The 17,616-nt window shown below is 74.0% G+C and carries 11 protein-coding genes; 7 read left to right on the plus strand and 4 right to left on the minus strand.

What is annotated here, in order from left to right:
• Positions 1 to 179: 179 nt before the first annotated feature.
• From ACN6LM_RS10940 to moeZ, 5 genes are all read left to right on the plus strand, one after another.
• Entirely contained in the window at positions 180 to 1,928 is a 1,749-nt protein-coding gene (locus ACN6LM_RS10940; RefSeq protein ID WP_445065135.1) for a glycosyltransferase, read from the plus strand.
• A gap of 61 nt (positions 1,929 to 1,989) precedes the next feature.
• Positions 1,990 to 3,186 (plus strand): hypothetical protein, encoded by a 1,197-nt coding sequence (locus ACN6LM_RS10945; protein WP_445065184.1) that lies wholly within the window; start codon positions 1,990 to 1,992, stop codon positions 3,184 to 3,186.
• Between the two features lie 162 nt (positions 3,187 to 3,348).
• Positions 3,349 to 4,314 (plus strand): NAD-dependent epimerase/dehydratase family protein, encoded by a 966-nt coding sequence (locus ACN6LM_RS10950; protein WP_073964087.1) that lies wholly within the window; start codon positions 3,349 to 3,351, stop codon positions 4,312 to 4,314.
• Positions 4,302 to 5,129, plus strand: a complete 828-nt coding sequence (locus ACN6LM_RS10955) for a spherulation-specific family 4 protein (protein ID WP_445065136.1) — start codon at positions 4,302 to 4,304, stop codon at positions 5,127 to 5,129. Before ACN6LM_RS10950 ends, ACN6LM_RS10955 begins: the two co-directional genes overlap by 13 nt.
• An 85-nt stretch (positions 5,130 to 5,214) precedes the next feature.
• Complete coding sequence (gene moeZ, locus ACN6LM_RS10960; RefSeq protein ID WP_445065137.1) at positions 5,215 to 6,393, plus strand: adenylyltransferase/sulfurtransferase MoeZ; 1,179 nt, start codon at positions 5,215 to 5,217, stop codon at positions 6,391 to 6,393.
• Between the two features lie 61 nt (positions 6,394 to 6,454).
• On the opposite strand, the gene ACN6LM_RS10965 is transcribed toward moeZ, so the two are convergent.
• The 3 genes from ACN6LM_RS10965 to ACN6LM_RS10975 form a co-directional block, all read right to left on the minus strand.
• The gene (locus tag ACN6LM_RS10965) at positions 6,455 to 7,981 is read right to left on the minus strand and encodes an alpha/beta hydrolase (RefSeq protein WP_445065138.1); all 1,527 of its coding nucleotides are present in this window, start codon (positions 7,979 to 7,981) and stop codon (positions 6,455 to 6,457) included.
• A gap of 71 nt (positions 7,982 to 8,052) precedes the next feature.
• Positions 8,053 to 9,654: an alpha/beta hydrolase gene (locus ACN6LM_RS10970; protein WP_445065139.1), complete on the minus strand. Its 1,602-nt coding sequence runs from the start codon at positions 9,652 to 9,654 to the stop codon at positions 8,053 to 8,055.
• 104 nt (positions 9,655 to 9,758) lie between these two features.
• Positions 9,759 to 12,476: a lysylphosphatidylglycerol synthase domain-containing protein gene (locus ACN6LM_RS10975; RefSeq protein WP_445065140.1), complete on the minus strand. Its 2,718-nt coding sequence runs from the start codon at positions 12,474 to 12,476 to the stop codon at positions 9,759 to 9,761.
• 230 nt (positions 12,477 to 12,706) lie between these two features.
• Between ACN6LM_RS10975 and ACN6LM_RS10980 the strand changes: the two genes are divergently transcribed.
• Both ACN6LM_RS10980 and ACN6LM_RS10985 read left to right on the plus strand, forming a co-directional pair.
• Entirely contained in the window at positions 12,707 to 13,078 is a 372-nt protein-coding gene (locus ACN6LM_RS10980; protein WP_445065141.1) for an MGMT family protein, read from the plus strand.
• A 189-nt stretch (positions 13,079 to 13,267) separates the two neighbouring features.
• Positions 13,268 to 16,594 (plus strand): ATP-dependent helicase, encoded by a 3,327-nt coding sequence (locus ACN6LM_RS10985; protein WP_445065142.1) that lies wholly within the window; start codon positions 13,268 to 13,270, stop codon positions 16,592 to 16,594.
• A 9-nt stretch (positions 16,595 to 16,603) separates the two neighbouring features.
• Here the strand turns inward: ACN6LM_RS10985 and ACN6LM_RS10990 are convergent, their stop codons facing one another.
• Positions 16,604 to 17,509 (minus strand): SAM-dependent methyltransferase, encoded by a 906-nt coding sequence (locus ACN6LM_RS10990; RefSeq protein WP_445065143.1) that lies wholly within the window; start codon positions 17,507 to 17,509, stop codon positions 16,604 to 16,606.
• Between the last annotated feature and the right edge of the window lie 107 nt (positions 17,510 to 17,616).

The following is a 17,616-nucleotide window of genomic DNA, read 5'->3' on the forward strand; positions in this document are numbered from 1 at the left end:
CCCCCCCCCCCCCCCCCCCCCCCCCCCCCCCCCCCCCCCCCCCCCCCCCCCCCCCCCCCCCCCCCCCCCCCCCCCCCCCCCCCCCCCCCCCCCCCCACCGGCGTATCCGCTTACGGTCGTCCCGCCGCGAGTCGCCGAAGGAACGGCGGCCGCTCATCAGGGAGATCGGGGGTGCGCTCGTGCGGATCGGACTGCTCACCGACGGTGGTTATCCGTACGCGACCGGTGAGTCCAGGCTCTGGTGCGACCGGCTCGTACGCGGGCTCGCAGAGCACGAGTTCGACCTCTTCGCACTCAGCCGTTCCGCCGAACAGGAGGCGGCCGGCCGGGTCCGGCTCCCGCCCCAGGTCGCCGGCGTGCGCACCGCGCCCCTGTGGACCGCCGACGAGGACACCCTCGGCCTGCACGCCCCCCGGGGGCCGTTGGCCCGGCTGCTGACCGGTGGGGGCGCGCGGATGTACGCCCGGCGTGAACGGCGGCGCTTCACCGCGCACTTCGCGGACCTCGCGGCCTCCGTCTGCACCGCCGCGGGCAGCGAGCGAAGCCGTACGGGCACGGAGGCGGGCGGCCCCGCGGAGGGCGACGCCGAAGCGCGGCTCGCGGACGAGCGCTTCACCCGCGGGCTCTACGGACTCGCCGACCTCGCCTGGGAACACGGCGGACTGCCCGCCGCCCTGCGCTCGGAGACGGCCGTGCGCGTCCTGGAGGCCGCCTGCCGCGCGCCCGGTACCGGACGCACCGTGCAGAGCGCCACCGTCACCGACCTGCTCTCCTTCACCGCCGAGCTGGACCGGGTGCTGCGTCCCCTCTCGCTCGACTGGTACGAGGAGGACGGCCTCGGTGCCGTGGACCTCTGCCACGCGACGGCGGGCGGTGCCGCCGCTCTGCCGGGTCTGCTGGCCAAACGCTTCTTCGGAGTGCCGCTGCTGGTCACCGAGCACTCCGTGCGGGTGCGGGCGCACTACCTCGCGTCGGGCGGTGCGCCGGTCAGCGCGCCGGTGCGCGCCCTCCTGGCGAACCTGCACGGACGGCTCGCCACCGAGGTGTACCGGCAGGCCGCGCTCATCACCCCCGGCAACACCCACGCCCGCCGCTGGCAGGAGCGCTGCGGCGCCGACCCCGCGAAGGTGCGGACCGTGTACCCCGGCATGGACGCGGCCCGGTTCGCCGCGCTCGGCGAGAGCGAGGACGGCGGCGGGCCCGACACACTCGTCTGGGTCGGCCGCATCGAGCCCGCCAAGGACCTGGTCGGGCTCCTGCGCGCCTTCGCCGAGGTGCGCCTGGCCGAGCCGGACGTCCGGCTGCGGATCATCGGTGCCCCCGCCCCCGGCCCGGCGGGCGCCGCCTACCTGGCCCGCTGCCGCACGCTGGCCGACGAGCTCTTCCCCGGGGAGGACGCCGTCGCCTTCGAGGAGACGGGCGGGCCCGAGGCCCCGGAGCTGGCCCAGGCGTACGCGGCGGGCGGTGTCGTGGTGCTCTCCAGCGTGGTCGAGGGCTTCCCGATCAGCCTGGTCGAGGCGATGTTCTGCGGCCGGGCCACGGTCTCGACGGACGTCGGCGCGGTGGTCGAGGTCGTCGGCGGTACGGGTCTCGTGGTCCCACCGCGCAACCCCCGGGCGCTCGCGGACGCCTGCCTCGCGCTCCTGCGCGACCCGGAGCGCCGTGCACGCCTGGGTGCGGCGGCGCGAGCCCGGGCGCTCGAACTCTTCGGCGTCGAACAGAATCTGGCCGCCTTCGACGGCATCTACCTGGAGCTGATCGCGCGGGCACCGGTACGCGAGAGGCCTCGCCCGGCCGGCCAGGACGGCCCGCGCCCCTTCGCCACCCCGCCGGAGGCCCATGTCCTGGGCCACTGGCCGGAAGCGCCCGGTCGGGAACCCGCCGGCCGCACCCCCAGCTGGGCGGGCGCGGGGAGCGGCGATGCGTAGCCATGAGACGGCCGGCCCGCCCGCCCCGGCGCCGGGCGAACAGCACCACGGAGGAACGACGATGAGCCGCGAGGGGCACCAGGGGGACGCCGCCTCGGCGCCCGACGCCGGAGTCGGGGGCGCGCCCGCCCGCGCCCCCGAAGTGGCGCACGCGCACCCCGCCCCGCGCAAGACCGTCGTCGGGCGGCGGGGGACCGCCGACCCGGTGCGGGCGCTCATGCACCGCCACCGGGAACTGTGCGAACGGGCCGTCGACCCGCTGGAGATCGCCGCCGGTCTGGAGGCCCACGGCGTCACCGACCGCACCGCCGCCCGCTACCGGCACCGGGACGTGTTCTCGCTCGCCGAGGAGCTCTTCGCCCGGATCCCGGCGGTCGCGGCGGAGCCCGTGGCGAAGGGCCCCGCCCCGGCGCGCGACGTCACCACGCGCACCGACTGGTCCCTGCGCGCCCTGCTGCCCGGCGCTGCCTGCCTGGCGACGCTCGTCGTGCTCGGGCTGACCGACGGGGTGCTCGGCGGCGACGCCCGGCTCGCCATCGGCTCCGCCGGGGCCCTCCTCTCGCTCACCGGCCTCGCCCTCGCCCTGCGCACCGGCCCGCTCAGCGCCCGGCACGGTGCAGGGTCCTCCGGCACCGCCGCGCTCTGCGCCTGCTGGCTGCTCGGTTACGTCCTGTACGGCGACGACTTGCTCCACCAGGTCATCAGCGGCGGCCCCGAGGGCCCCTGGACGCCGACCCCGGCGCCCCTGCTGGGGCTTGCCGTCGCGGTGGCCCCGGCCGCCTGGTGCGTGCACCTCTTCGCCCTGGCCGCGCACCGCCGGCTGCACGGCAGCCAGGCGCTGGATGAGTTCGGGGCGGGCGTGCGCCCTCCGCTGTTCGGCGTCGTCGCGCTCTTCGTCTGCGCCCTCGCCGTGCTGCTGTACCTGGCCCGCCTGGGATTCGGTACCGGCGGTTCACCGGCCGGGGCCGCCGCCCTCGGGGCCCTGCTCCTGCTGGCCCGGCTCCTGACCGTCCACGGCTTCCCCGAACCCGCCGCCACCGGACTCGCCGCCGCCTGCGCCATGGAGGCCGCGGCCCCCGCCCTGATCCTGACCGGGCGGCTGCCCGGGCTGCACGCGGTCGCCCGCCCCGTCGACGCCCTCATCGAGGCGGCGGGCGCCGGGGTCGTGCCCGTACTGGCCTGCGGCACCGCCGCGCTCGGCCTGCTGATCACCGCCGTCATCGCCCTCTCCCGGGCATCCGCCCACGCCGCCCCCTGAGGCGGCCCCCCGAGCCCCCCGCGGAGCCGACGCCGCGGGCCGTCACCACCCGAACCGTGCGCACCGAGACGTACGGAACAGCCCTCAAGGAGACACCGACATGACCCGCCAATCCCCCGCACCGGCAGCCCGCCGTCGGCCCTCAGGCCGGGGCGGTGCGCGATGAGGGTGCTGCTGCTCGGAGCCAACGGATTCATCGGCCGGTTCGTGGCCGACCGGCTGCTCGCCGACCCCGCCGTCCACCTCACGGCACTCGGCCGCGGTGACGACGCCGACGTGCGGTTCGACCTCGCCACCGGCAGCCCCGGAGCGCTCACCCGCTTCCTGGACGCCGTCCACCCCGGGGTCGTCGTCAACTGCGCCGGCGCGACCCGGGGCGGCGCGCGCGACCTCACCCGGCACAACACCGTCGCCGTCGCCACCGTCTGCGAGGCGATGCGGCGCAGCCGCTGCACCGCCCGCCTGGTCCAGGTCGGCTGCGCGTCGGAGTACGGGCCCTCCCAGCCCGGGTCCTCCACCGCCGAGGACGCCATCCCGCGCCCCGGCGGCCCGTACGGCGTCAGCAAGCTCGCGGCCACCGAGCTCGTCCTCGGCTCCGGCCTCGACGCGGTGGTCCTGCGGGTCTTCTCACCGGTCGGCCCCGGCACCCCGGCCGGTTCCCCGCTCGGCCGGCTCGCCGAGGCGATGCGCCGCACCATGCAGGCGGGGGACGGCGAACTCAAGCTCAGCGGCCTCGGCGTGCAGCGGGACTTCGTGGACGTACGCGATGTGGCGCGGGCCGTGCACGCCGCCTCGCTCTCCGCCGCCCAGGGCGTCGTCAACATCGGCACCGGCCGGGCCGTCCGGCTGCGCGACGCGGCGGCCGTCCTCGCCAAGGTCGCCGGATACGCCGGAGCGCTCCACGAACTGGACACGCCCCCCGCCCGCCTCCCCATCGGCGCCCCCCGCACCTCCACCGAGTCGGTCATCGAACACCTCTCGGCCACCCCGTCCCCGTACCCGGACGGCTGCGGCGCCTGGCAGCAGGCCGACGTCCGCACCGCGCGGGACCGGCTCGGCTGGCGCCCCCGGATCAACCTGGAGGAGTCGCTCGCCGACATCTGGATGGAGGCGGCGTGCCGTATCTGACGAGCACCGGCACCGCCCGGCGCACCAGCGGCGCCGACCGGATCGGCTTCGGCGTCCCCGGCTACGCCCACCCGCTGCTCGCCCCCGCCGAGTGGGCCGAGCTGACCCGCCCCGGCACCCCGCTGCACTGGGCGGTCCTCAACATCGACAACGGCCCCGGCAGCAGGCCCGACCCGCACTGCCTGGAGGCGGCCGGACGGCTCCGCAACGCCCGCGCCCGCGCGCTGCGCGAAGGGGACCCGCTCGACGCCGTACGGGCGTCCGGCGGCAGGCTGCTCGGACAGCTCGACCTCGCCGACGGCACCCGCCCGTTCGGGGAACTGCTCGCCGACGCGCGGTCCTACCTGGACTGGTACCGGGTGGACGGCTTCTACCTCGACCGCTGCCCGGCCGGCCGAGCCGAACTCCCCGCCGTCCGCCGTCTCGCCGGCACCCTGCGGGCGTTCCTCGGGAGGGACGACGGCCACCTCGTGCTGGGGCACGACACCCACCCGTATCCCGGGTACGCCGAGACCGGCGACCAGCTCGTCACGTTCCGGGGCGCGTGGAGCGACTACCGCTGGTCGCAGGTGGCGGAGTGGACCGCCGCCTACCCGCCCGGCCGCTTCGCGCACTTCGTGCACGGTGTTCCGCGCACGCATCTGGAGGAGGCGATGCGCATCGCCCGCTGGCAGGGCGCCGGAACGATCTTCTTCACCGACCGCGGCGGACGGTCCGGTCCGGGGAACGGGTGCGGACAAAGCGATCCATTCGCGGCACTGCCCAGGTACTGGGACGAAATCGTCTCGCGGATCGGACCTGGTATCTCGGAATGAGGAGGGGCGTGGCAGTGTTACGGGAAGAACAACCGTACGTAGTCGAAGTACGTAGAAACCGACCACCTGCATTGTTGAGGTTCCTGTGTCGCTGCCACCCCTGGTCGAGCCAGCTGCTGAGCTCACCGTCGACGAGGTCCGCAGGTACTCCCGCCACCTGATCATCCCGGATGTCGGGATGGACGGGCAGAAGCGGCTGAAGAACGCGAAGGTGCTCTGTGTCGGCGCCGGCGGCCTCGGTTCGCCGGCCCTGATGTACATGGCCGCCGCCGGTGTCGGCACGCTCGGCATCGTGGAGTTCGACGAGGTAGACGAGTCGAACCTGCAGCGCCAGGTCATCCACAGCCAGGGTGACATCGGCAAGTCCAAGGCCCAGTCGGCCAAGGAGACCGTCCAGGGCATCAACCCCCTGGTCAACGTGGTCCTTCACGAAGAGCGGCTGGAAGCCGAGAACGTGATGGACATCTTCTCCCAGTACGACCTGATCGTGGACGGCACGGACAACTTCGCCACCCGCTATCTCGTCAACGACGCCGCGGTCCTGCTGAACAAGCCCTACGTCTGGGGCTCGATCTACCGCTTCGACGGCCAGGCGTCCGTGTTCTGGTCCGAGCACGGTCCCTGCTACCGCTGCCTCTACCCGGAGCCGCCCCCGCCGGGCATGGTTCCGTCCTGCGCCGAGGGCGGCGTCCTCGGCGTGCTCTGCGCCTCCATCGGCTCGATCCAGGTCAACGAGGCCATCAAGCTGCTCGCCGGCATCGGCGACCCGCTGGTCGGCCGGCTGATGATCTACGACGCCCTGGAGATGCAGTACCGCCAGGTCAAGGTGCGCAAGGACCCCGACTGCGCGGTCTGCGGCGAGAACCCCACCGTCACCGAGCTCATCGACTACGAGGCGTTCTGCGGCGTCGTGTCGGAGGAGGCCCAGGAGGCGGCGGCCGGTTCGACCATCACTCCGAAGCAGCTCAAGGAGTGGATCGACGCCGACGAGAAGATCGAGATCATCGACGTCCGCGAGCCGAACGAGTACGAGATCGTCTCGATCCCGGGCTCCCGGCTGGTCCCGAAGAACGAGTTCCTGATGGGCAACGCCCTCCAGGACCTCCCGCAGGACAGGCGCATCGTCCTGAACTGCAAGACGGGTGTCCGCAGTGCGGAAGTCCTCGCGGTCCTCAAGTCGGCGGGCTTCGCCGACGCGGTCCACCTGGGCGGCGGCGTGATCGGCTGGGTCAACCAGATCGAGCCCGAGAAGCCGGTCTACTAGAACGCTCCGAAGGGGCCGGTCCGCATCACGCGGGCCGGCCCCTTCGGCGTTCGTGGCGTGGTTACGAGCAGGTCTTGCCGTCCGCCGGGACCTTCCCGTCCAGGAAGTACGAGTCCACGGTCGACGTCACACAGCTGCTGCCGCCGTACGCGCCGTGCCCCTCGCCCTCGTTGGAGAGCAGCACGCCGACGCCCTCGCCCAGCTCGTCCGCCATCCGGCGGGCGCCCTCGTACGGCGTGGCCGGGTCGCCCGTCGTCCCGACGACCAGGATCGGACCGGCGCCCGGAGCGCTCGCCTCCGGGTCGTCGTGCTCGCCCTTCACCGGCCAGCCGGAGCACCAGCCCGCCGTATCCCAGGCCAGGAACGGGCCGAAGACGGGGGACAGCTTCTCGAACTCGGGCAGCAGCGCCTTCGCCTCGGCCGCCGTGGGCCGGGCCTTGCCGTCCGCACAGGAGATGGCCCGCTGCGAGTGGTTCTGGGTGTCGTAGTGGCCGTTCTCGTCCCGGCCGTTGTACGAGTCGGCGAGCTGGAGCAGCGTGGCGCCGCTGCCGTCCTCGGCCTCTTCCAGGGCCCGCGTGAGAGTGGGCCAGTCGTCCTTCGAGTAGAGGGGGAGCACGATGCCGGTGATCGCCAGCGACTGGTTGAGCTCGCGGTCCGTGCCGGTCGGCAGCGGATCCGCGTCGAGCCGCTTCAGCAGCGCCGTGACCCGCCGGGTGCCCGCCTCCGGGTCCTCGCCGCGGTCCTTGAAGTAGTTCTCCAGCGCCCGCTGGAAGCCGGTCGCCTGGTTGCGGGCGTGTCCGGTGGCGTCCGCGGTCGGGTCGACGACCGCGTCGAGGACCGTGCGCCCCACCTTCGCCGGGAAGAGGTGGGCGTACGTGCCGCCCAGCTCGGTGCCGTACGACATGCCGAAGTACGTCAGCTTCTCGTCCCCGAGGACCTGGCGGATCAGGTCCATGTCGCGGGCGGCGTTCGTCGTGCCGACGTACGGGAGGACCTTGCCGGACAGGCGTGCGCAGCCGGCCCCGAAGTCGGCGCCGTCCGCCATGAAGGCCGTCTCCTCGGCCGCCGTGTCCGGCGTCATGTCCACATTCCGGTACGCCTTCTCCTGCGCCTTGTCGTCGCGGCACCGCACCCCGGCGCTCCGCGCCACCCCGCGCGGGTCGAAGCCCACCAGGTCGTAGCGGGAGTTGAGAGTGGCGTACCCGGCGGCGGCGCGCGGCAGTATCGAGACGCCGGAGCCGCCCGGTCCACCGAAGTTGAAGAGCATCGAGCCCAGGCGCTTGGACGTGTCCGTGGCCTCCTTGCGGATCAGGGCGATGCCGATCGTGCCGCCCTTCGACTTCGCGTAGTCCAGCGGAACCTGCACGGTCGCGCAGCGCCACTCGGAGCCCGGCGCCTCACCGTCCTCGGGAGCCTCGCAACGGGTCCAGTCCAGGTGCTGCGAGGCGAGCGGGCCGGGCGACGAGGCGGTGGAGCCGTCCGCGCGCCGGCCCGGCTTGTCGTCCGTACCGTCCTCGCAGCCCGCGAGCACCCCCGTCAGCAGCAGTGCGGCGGCGGCCAGTGATCCGGCCCGTGCGTGTGCGACCACGTGTGCGTTACCTCCCCGTCGAGCGCTGCCCGTACGGCAGTTCGCCCATCGTAGGGGGCGCCTCGCAGGGCTCAGCCGCAGACCGTGCCGGCCTCCGGGACCTTGCCGTCGAGCAGGTAGCCGCCGACCGCCTTCTGCACGCAGGTGTCCCCGCTGTTGTACGCGCCGTGCCCCTGGCCCTTGTACGTCATCTCCACACCGACGCCCTCGCCCAGCTCCTCGGCCATCGCCTTGGCGCCCTCGTACGGGGTCGCCGGGTCGCCGGTGTTGCCGATGACCAGGACGGGGGCGGAGCCGGGGGCGCTGACGTCGGGGGTCTTCCAGGTGCCCTTGACCGGCCAGTCGGTGCAGCCCATGAGGCCCCAGCCCAGGTAGTCGCCGAAGACCGGCGAGGCGTCGCGGAATTCGGGGAGCTTCGCCTTCGTCTGCTCCAGCGTGAACCGCTCGCGCGAGTCGGCGCAGCTGATCGCGGAGTAGGCGGCGGCGGAGTTGTCGTACCGCCCGTCGTCGGAGCGGCCGTTGAGGGAGTCGGCGAGCGCCAGGAGCAGGGAGCCGTTCCCGCCGTCGGCCTCGTCCACACCCTGTTCCAGCAGCGGCCAGGTCTCCTTGGAGTAGAGGGCCGCCGCGATGCCGGTGGTCGCCTGGGTCTCGGTCAGCTTGCGGGCGCCGATGCCCGTGATGGGCTTCTTCTCCAGCTGGTCCAGCAGGGAGGAGATGCCCTTCTCGATCTCCCCGGCGTCGGACCCGGGCAGCTTGCAGGCGTCACCGCGGTCCGCGCAGTCCTTCGTGAAGTTGTCCAGGGCGAGCTGGAAGCCCTTGGCCTGGCTCAGCGAGGACTGCTCGGCGTCCTCGGTGGGGTCGACCACCGCGTCCAGGACCGCCCGGCCGACCTTCTCGGGGAACAGGTGCGCGTAGACGCCGCCCAGCTCGGTGCCGTACGAGATGCCGAAGTAGTACAGCTTGTCGTCGCCGAGCACCTGGCGCATCAGGTCCATATCGCGGGCGGCGTTGGTGGTGCCGACGTACGGAAGCTGCTCACCGGACCGGTTCTCGCAGGCGGCGGCGAACCTCTTGGTGTCCTGGACGAACGCCTTCTCCTCCGCCGCGTCGTCCGGGGTGCCGTCCTCCTGGTAGCGGGCGTCCAGCTGTTTGTCGGTCTCGCACTCGACGCCGTCGCTGTTCCCCACTCCGCGCGGGTCGAAGCTCACCAGGTCGTACCGCGCGCGCAGCTTGTCGTACGCCGTACCGAATGCGGGCAGGGTGGCGACGCCCGAGCCGCCGGGGCCGCCGAAGTTGAAGATGAGCGAGCCGATCCGCTTCTTCGGGCTGATCGCCTTCGCACGGATGAGCGCCAGCTCGATGGTGGCGCCGTCCGGCTTCGCGTAATCGAGGGGGGCCTTCATGGAGGCGCACTCCCAGTTCGCCCCGCCGGGCAGCGGGGAAGGCGGGTTTCCGCCGCCCTGGGCCTGGGAGGGCGCGGGGCACTTCTTCCAGCTCAGCTTCTGGGAGGCGAGGCCGGACGACGGGCTGCCGGTGGCGGCGTTCGCCGCGCGGCCCTGGCTCGTCGGGCCGGCGGGTTCCCGCTCACCGCCGTCCGCACAGCCGGCGAGGGGGAGCAGCACGGTCACGGTGGCGGCGAGGGCCGCGGCGCGCAGGGCAGGGGAGGTCCTCATCGCTCCATGCTGCGGTGGCACCGGAGCCCGCGCACGGGGTGCCGGTCCAAGTGGGTGGCCCGTGCACCTAGGGCACGTGGCCCCCCGTCAGCGTCCGGGCGCCTTCAGAGCTGCCCCTTGCGCGTGAGGTGGTTGAAGCACAGCCAGCCGGGAAGGACCGGCAGCCACAGGGTCATCAGCCGGAACAGCAGCACGGCCGGGGCGGCGACCTCCTTCGGCAGCCCGACCGCGATCAGACCCAGCGTCAGCGCGCCCTCGACGGCACCCATGCCGCCCGGCGTCGGCGCCGCCGAGCCGAGCGCGTTGCCGGCGAGGAAGACGACCGCGATGCTCGCGTAGCTGAGGTGCGGGGTGTCCGGTCCGCTGAAGGCCCGGACCGAGGCGTCCAGACACATCACGAAGACACCGGTCAGCAGCAGCATCCCGCCGATCCCGGTGAGCAGCTTCTGCGGACGCTGCACCACGTCGAGCATGCGGGGGACGACCCCGGCGAACAGCGACCGGACCCGGGTCACCACGAACTTCCGCAGGAACGGGATGGCGGTGACCACGAGGACCAGCACGGCGACCGTCAGCAGCCCGGCGATCACGGTCCTGGACGGAGTGAGCGAGGACGGCGTCTTCTCGGTGCCGGTCAGATAGCCGAAGGCGCCCAGCAGCAGGATGTGGCAGCCCAGGCCGAAGAGCTGGGAGGCGCCGACGCTGGCCACCGCGAGGCCGGGCCGCACCCCGGAGCGCTGGAGGAACCGGGTGTTCAGCGCCACCCCGCCGACCGCCGCCGGCGCCACGATCTTCACGAACGATCCGGCGACCTGCGCGAGGACGGTCCGCCCGAACGACACCCGCTCGGGCACGAAGCCCAGCAGGCTCATCGCGGCGGCCACGTAACTCAGCGCCGAGAAGCCGAGCGCGGCGGCCACCCAGCCCCATTCCGCCTGCTCCACGACCGCCCCGAAGTCGGCCTCGGTGACCTGAGAGATCAGGAAGTACGCGGCGATGGCACCGGCGATGAAGCTGATCAGGGTGCGCGGCTTGATGCGTTCCAGGCGGACGGGCTCGACCGGCGCCTGCGGCCGGATCAGCAGGACCTCCCGGCGCATCTGGGAGAGCAGGTCCTCCTCGCGCACCTCTTCGAGGGCGTCGTCCATGGCCCGCTTCTCGGCCTGCTTCTCGGTGCGCAGCGACTTGCGGGCGTTCCTGCGGTCCCCGCTCCTGGACAGCTCCGCGTCCTCGGCCCGGGCGCGCTTGGCCGCGTCCGACGCTTCGAGAACGGCCTCGCGCTCGCGCTGCGAGCGTTCCCGGGCGAGCCGGCGCAGCTGCGCCCGGGTGGAGCGGCTGAGCGCGATCGGCTGGAGGAGGGGCAGGCAGTCGGCGACCGCGTCGGGGCCGAGCACGGCGAGCGCGGCGGCCACGGCCCGCTCCGGGCCCACCCGCAGCCCGGTGGTGGTGAGCAGCTGCGCGACGTCCATCCGCAGGACCAGGTCGCCGGCCGCGATCTCGCCGCCGCGCAGGTCGGTGACGAACACCTTGCCGAAACGATCCACCAGTATGGCGTCGCCCGTGAGTCTGCGGTGCGCGATCCGGCGCGACTGGAGGGCCTTGACCTGCTCCCACGCCCCGCGCACCAGATCGTCGGTGATCTCGGTGTCCGCCAGGGCGTCCAGGGACCGCCCGCCGATGTGCTCGTAGACCAGCATCACGGCGTCCGGTCCGAGCTCGGACGTGGCGATGAGCTTGGGCGCGTTGGCGCCGGCGGCGATCGCCGCGTACGCGAGCAGCGCCTCCTGCTCCAGCGCCTGGCGCAGCGACTGGATGGACCGCCGCTGGGTGATGCCGCGCAGGGTGAGCCTGCGCCACACCCGGTAGAAGAACCCCTGGGCCTGCTGCTCGCGGTCCACGACGGTCACGTCGAGCGGTGGCCCGTCCTCCAGGGACACCAGATAGCGGCGCCCCCGGTCGCTCTGGTCGCCGGAGTCGGGAGCCTCCTCGGCGCGCATCGCGGTGACCGGCCGGAAGCCGACGTGCCGCAGACCGGCCATCAGGTGCTGGCCCGTCGGGCGGACGTTCGGTGAGCCGACCGTGTACAGCGTGCCGTACGCGACCGTCCAGCCGATCAGCACCGTGAGCACGATGGAGAACGGGGTCGTGTAGCCGCCGACCAGCATCGCGAAGGCGTCGAGCAGCAGCACCACCCACAGCACGACCCGCCAGCGCGGCCGTCTCGCCATGCCCACCGCGGTCATGTACGCGATCACGGGGGCGAGGTAGCCGTGCACCGGATCGGTGAGCGCGTCGCCGGGCTGCGGCTGGGTCAGCGCGTCCCGGATGGTGCCGGAGGCGGACTTGGCGACCCACAGGTCCGCGGCGAGCGTCACCCCGTGCGCCAGCACCGCGGCCAGCACCCCGTCGGCGATCCGGAGCCCGTCGCGTTTGATCAGCCGCTCGATGGCGAAGGCGACCGGGACGAGCAGCACGGCGATGCTGGAGACCAGTCCGGCGAGCTTGATCAGCAGGTCGGGGGCCTGGCCCGTGCCCTTGTTGATGTCCTCTTCGAGGCCCGTGGTCGTGCCGTGGGCGAAGGCGGCGACGGAGAACAGCACGATGACCGCCAGCACCCCGATGAGCAGGCGCAGCAGGTCGGAGGGGCGGTGCACACGGGCGGGCAGCAGCGGTTCGTCACCGGAGACGCGCTCGGCCTGCGACCCGTCGGAGCCGACGAGGGTCGATCCGGCAGGGGCCTCCGCGTCCGTGCCCGGCTCCCGGGCCCTGTCCGGACGCGGCTCCGCATCGGAGGCGTCGTCGGCCGCCTTCGGTGGCTGCACGCCCTGCTCCTTCGTCGCCTCTGATTGGTCTTCGTGTTCTCGTATCACCGGTCACCGCCCGCATGATGGTGGCACGGCCGATGGACGCAAGGGGGCATCAGGGTGCGATGCGGGGGCGTGCGATGCGCAACATACGCTCCTTTCCCGCCGTGCGCACGCTGCGTGTGCGCACGGACACGGGCCGGCCCGCGAGGCCCGCGCTGTCGGTGGTGTGCGGCAGGATGGGTCGGATGAGCGAACACCCCACGGGCGACGCGCTGCCGGAGTACGCGGAGCGCGTGCTCGACGTCGCCGACCTGATTCCGCCCGGCCGCGTCATGACCTACGGCGACGTCGCGGAGTGGCTGGACGAGGGCGGCCCGCGCCAGGTCGGCCGGGTCATGGCGCTGTACGGGAGCGCGGTGCCGTGGTGGCGCGTGGTGCGCTCCGACGGCAGGCTGCTGCCCGGCCACGAGCTGCGCGCCCTGGACCACTACCGGGCGGAGGACACCCCGCTGCGCGAGGCCCCGGCGAGCGCGGAGGGCCACCTCCCGCGCCTGGACATGCGGCGCGCGCGATGGGACGGCGTGACGGGCGGCGGCGGTGGGGGAACTCACACCTGACAGCTTCGGCCATGGGGCGGCGGATCGGGCGGATCCGCGTCCGTACGGTGCGCGCGGGGCGCGGCCGGAAGAACGTGACGATCCCCGCAGCCGTCCCGCCGCATTCGGGGGGCGCGCCGGAGTAGCGTCTTCAGTTCGCGGCGGACGCCGCTGCCTCACCCGTACACCCACCAGGACCGGCGAACCCACGTGAGCACCTCCTCCACCACCCGGCACAGTCCTCACCGTCACGCACGGCCGGGGACCACGGGTCCGTACCGGCTGGTGCGCACCCTGCCGGGTTCGGTGGAGCCCCCTCTCCTGGACGCGGCACAGCGCGCGGTGGTTGACCACCCCGGCGGTCCGCTCCTGGTCCTCGCCGGGCCCGGTACGGGCAAGACGACGACGCTCGTCGAAGCCGTCGCCGCGCGCATCGCCCGGGGCGCCGACCCGGCGCGCCTCCTGGTCCTCACCTTCAGCCGCAAGGCCGCCGTCGAACTGCGGGACCGGATGGCCGCCCGGCTCGGCGCCGCCCGGGGGCCGCAGGCCACCACCTTCCACTCCTTCTGCTACGCCCTGGTCCGCGCCCACCAGGACGCCGACCTCTTCGCCAACCCGCTGCGACTGCTGTCCGGGCCCGAGCAGGACGTGACCGTCCGCGACCTCCTGGCCGGCCAGCTCGAACTGGAGAAGGAGGGGCGCCCGCACATCAGCTGGCCCGACGAGCTGCGCGCCTGCCTGACCACGCGCGGCTTCGCCGACGAGGTGCGCGCGGTGCTCGCCCGCAGCCGTGAACTGGGCCTCGGCCCGGACGCCCTCGCCGCCTTCGCCCGGCGCACCGGCCGGCCCGACTGGGGCGCCGCCGCCCGCTTCCTCGCCGAATACCTCGACGTGCTCGACGCCCAGGGCGTGCTGGACTACGCGGAGCTGGTGCACCGCGCGGTGCTGCTCGCGGAGCGCCCCGAGGTGTCGGCCCAGCTGGCCGGGGCGTACGACGCGGTCCTCGTGGACGAGTACCAGGACACGGACCCCGCCCAGGTACGGCTGCTGCACGCGCTGGCCGGCAACCGGGGGAGCGCCCCGGGGGGCGGCGGCGGGCGCGACCTGATCGCCTTCGGTGACCCGGACCAGTCGATCTACGCGTTCCGGGGCGCCGACGTCAACGGCATCCTCGACTTCCCGGAGATGTTCCGGCGCGCCGACGGCGCCCCGGCCCCGGTCGGCGTCCTCACCACCTCGCGCCGCTCCGGCGACCGGCTGCTCGCCGCCACCCGGCTGCTCACCCGGCGGATGCCGCTCACCCGGCTGCCGTCGGCGAAGGTCCGCGCGCACCGCGAACTGGGCGCGGTCCGCGAGGGCGGCAGCGTCGAGGCGTACACCTACCCGACCGCCTCCACGGAGCTGGAGAACATCGCGGACCTGCTGCGCCGGGCGCACCTGGAGGACGGGGTCCCGTGGTCGGAGATGGCGGTGCTCGTCCGGGCCGGCGGGCGCACGCTGCCCTCCCTGCGCCGGGCCCTGACCTCGGCGGGCGTCCCCCTGGAGGTCGACGGCGACGACCTCGCCCTGCGCCACGAACCGGCGGTGGGCCCGCTGCTGACGGCGCTGCGCTCGGTGGCGGAGGCGGCGGTGCGGGGCACGGCACCGGAAGACGGGGCGGCGCCCTGGCTCGGCACCGAGACCGCGCTGACCCTGCTCGCCTCGCCCCTCGGCGCGATGGACGCCGCCGACCTGCGCCGCCTCGGCCGCGCCCTGCGGGACGAGGAGCGCGCCGCCGGCAACAAGGTGCCCGCGCCCTCCGGTGAACTGCTGGCCCGGGCGCTCGCCGAGCCGGAGCGCCTGGTGACGCACGACCCGTCGTACGCCCGGGGCGCCCAGCGGCTCGGCACGCTCCTGCGCACCGCCCGCGAGCTCCTGGAGGCGGGCGGCACCGCCGAGGAGGCCCTGTGGGCGCTGTGGTCCGGCACCCCGTGGCCGGGCCGGCTGGAGCGGGCGGCCCTGCGCGGGGGAACCGCGGGGCGCAACGCGGACCGCGACCTCGACGCGGTGTGCGCGCTGTTCGAGACCGCCGCCCGCGCGGAGGAACGCACCGGCGGCCGGGGCGCGCTCAACTTCCTGGAGGAGGTCGACGCCCAGGACATCGCGGCCGACACCCTCTCCCGCCGCGCGGTCCGCCCCGACGCCGTCCGGCTGATGACCGCCCACCGCTCCAAGGGCCTGGAGTGGCGCCTCGTCGTCGTCGCGGGCGTCCAGGAAGGGCTCTGGCCGAGCCTGCGCCGCCGGGGCTCGCTCCTCGAAGCGGACCGGATCGGCCGCGACGGACTCGCCGAACCGCTGACGCCCGGCGCCCTCCTCGCGGAGGAGCGGCGGCTGTTCTACGTGGCGGCGACCCGCGCCCGCGACCGCCTGGTCGTCACGGCGGTCAAGGCCCCCGCCGACGACGGCGACCAGCCCTCCCGCTTCCTCGCCGAGCTGGGCGTCGAACCCCGGGACGTCACCGGCCGCCCGCGCCGCCCGCTGTCCGTCGCCGCGCTCGTCGCCGAGCTGCGCGCCACCACCGTCGACCCGGCCGCCTCCGACGCGCTGCGCGAGGAGGCCGCCCGCCGCCTCGCCCGCCTCGCGGCGCTCACCGACGACGACGGCCAGCCGCTCGTACCGGCCGCGCACCCGTACCGCTGGTGGGGCCTGTACGAGCCGACCCGCTCGGCCGTGCCGCTGCGCGACCGGGACCAGCCCGTCACCCTCTCCGGCAGCGCGCTCGACCAGCTCGCCCACACCTGCGCCCTCCAGTGGTTCCTGGGCCGCGAGGTGAAGGCCGACGCGCCCGCGACCGCCGCCCAGGGCTTCGGGAACGTCGTCCACGTCCTGGCCGACGAGGTGGCCTCCGGCCGTACGCCCGCCGACCTGGCCGTCCTCATGGAACGGCTCGACTCGGTCTGGGACGGTCTCGTCTTCGACGCCCCCTGGAAGTCGCGCCAGGAGAAGGAGCAGGCCCGCGCCGCCCTCGAACGCTTCCTGCGCTGGCACGTCATGGACCGGGCAGGCCGCACCCCCGTCGCCAGTGAGCACGACTTCGACGTGACGCTGGAGGCGGGGGAGTACGAGGTGCGCATCCGGGGCTCCATGGACCGCGTCGAACGGGACGCCGAGGGCCGGGCCTACGTGGTCGACTTCAAGACCGGCAAGCAGTCCCCGACGAAGGACGAGGTCCACCGTCACCCCCAGCTCGCCGTCTACCAGCTGGCGGTACGGGAAGGCGCGGTCGACGACGCCTTCGGGGGTACGCGGCCGGAGCCGGGCGGCGCCGAACTCGTACAACTGCGTCAGGCGGCCCCCAAGAAGGAGGGCGGCGACGCCGTGCCCAAGGTGCAGGCGCAGGCGCCGCCGGACGGGGAGTGGGTCTCCGACCTGCTGGCGACCGCCGCGGGCCGGGTCCTGGACGAGCGGTTCACGCCGACGACCGGCCAGCACTGCGGCCACTGCTCGTTCAGGGCGTCGTGCAGCGCGCAGCCGGAGGGCCGGCACGTCCTGGAGTAGCCCCGGGGATCAGTGCTTGCGGGCCACCAGGCCGTAGACGCTGACGTCGGCGTCCGTGACGTCGTTGATGTCCTGGTAGCGCGTACGGTCCAGCTCGTCCAGGCCCGCCACGAAGTCGGGGTCCGGGTTGTGGGCCTCCGGCAGGTCGACGACCCGCTCGGGGCGCCAGCGGTGCACGGGGACGATGCCGGGGTCGAGGAGTTCCAGGCCGTTGTCGGTGACGAACCGTTCCATCTGGGCGTACGACCGGCGCACCATGGCGAAGCCGCGCTCCTTGAACCCCTTGGTGATGCTGCCGACCTGCTCCGGATTGAGGTCCGAGCCGACATTGCTCAGGACGAGGAAGCTGCCGGGGACGAGCGCGTCCATCAGCCGCTTCACGACCGGGTAGGCCGTCTCGTCCTCGATGAAGTGGGTCACGGCCGCGAGGACCAGGGCGACCGGGCGGTCGAGGTCCAGCGTGCGGCGGGCGGCCTCCAGGATGGGGCCGGGGTCGCGCAGATCCGCCTCGATGTAGTCGGTGCGGCCTTCGGGACCGCTGGTGAGGAGGGCCTGTGCGTGGACCAGGACCACCGGGTCGTTGTCCACGTAGACCACGCGCGACTCGGGCGCGACGGCCTGGGCGATCTGGTGCACGTTCGCCTGCGTCGGCAGTCCGGTGCCGACGTCCAGGAACTGCCGGATGCCGTCGTTCGCGGCGAGGGTCACCGCCCGCCGCATGAAGTCCCGGTTGTGCCGCACGGTGAGGTAGCCGCGCGGATTGGCGGCCAGCGCCATGGCCGCGGCCTCGCGGTCGGCCGGGTAGTTGTCCTTGCCGCCGAGGAAGACGTCGTAGACCCGCGCGGGGTGCGCCTTCGTCGTGTCGATGCGCTTCCTCAGCTCGGCGGCGTCGGGGGCTGGTGCGTCGGCGCTCATATGACCGTCCTCGTAAGGCTGTTGGTGCGACAAGCAGACAATTTAGACCCGCTCGGGTGTGACGAGCGCCACCGGGAGGCGGTGACCACAGCCGCCGTCGCGACGTC

It is taken from the genome of Streptomyces sp. SAS_281, assembly GCF_052542855.1.

What these genes read in the sequence shown, in the direction of transcription:
- ACN6LM_RS10950 (WP_073964087.1), top strand. Translation starts at nt 3,349, where the DNA reads ATGAGGGTGCTGCTGCTCGGAGCCAACGGATTCATCGGCCGGTTCGTG.
- ACN6LM_RS10945 (WP_445065184.1), top strand. Translation starts at nt 1,990, where the DNA reads ATGAGCCGCGAGGGGCACCAGGGGGACGCCGCCTCGGCGCCCGACGCC.
- ACN6LM_RS10980 (WP_445065141.1), top strand. Translation starts at nt 12,707, where the DNA reads ATGAGCGAACACCCCACGGGCGACGCGCTGCCGGAGTACGCGGAGCGC.
- ACN6LM_RS10990 (WP_445065143.1), bottom strand. Translation starts at nt 17,509, where the DNA reads ATGAGCGCCGACGCACCAGCCCCCGACGCCGCCGAGCTGAGGAAGCGC.
- ACN6LM_RS10970 (WP_445065139.1), bottom strand. Translation starts at nt 9,654, where the DNA reads ATGAGGACCTCCCCTGCCCTGCGCGCCGCGGCCCTCGCCGCCACCGTG.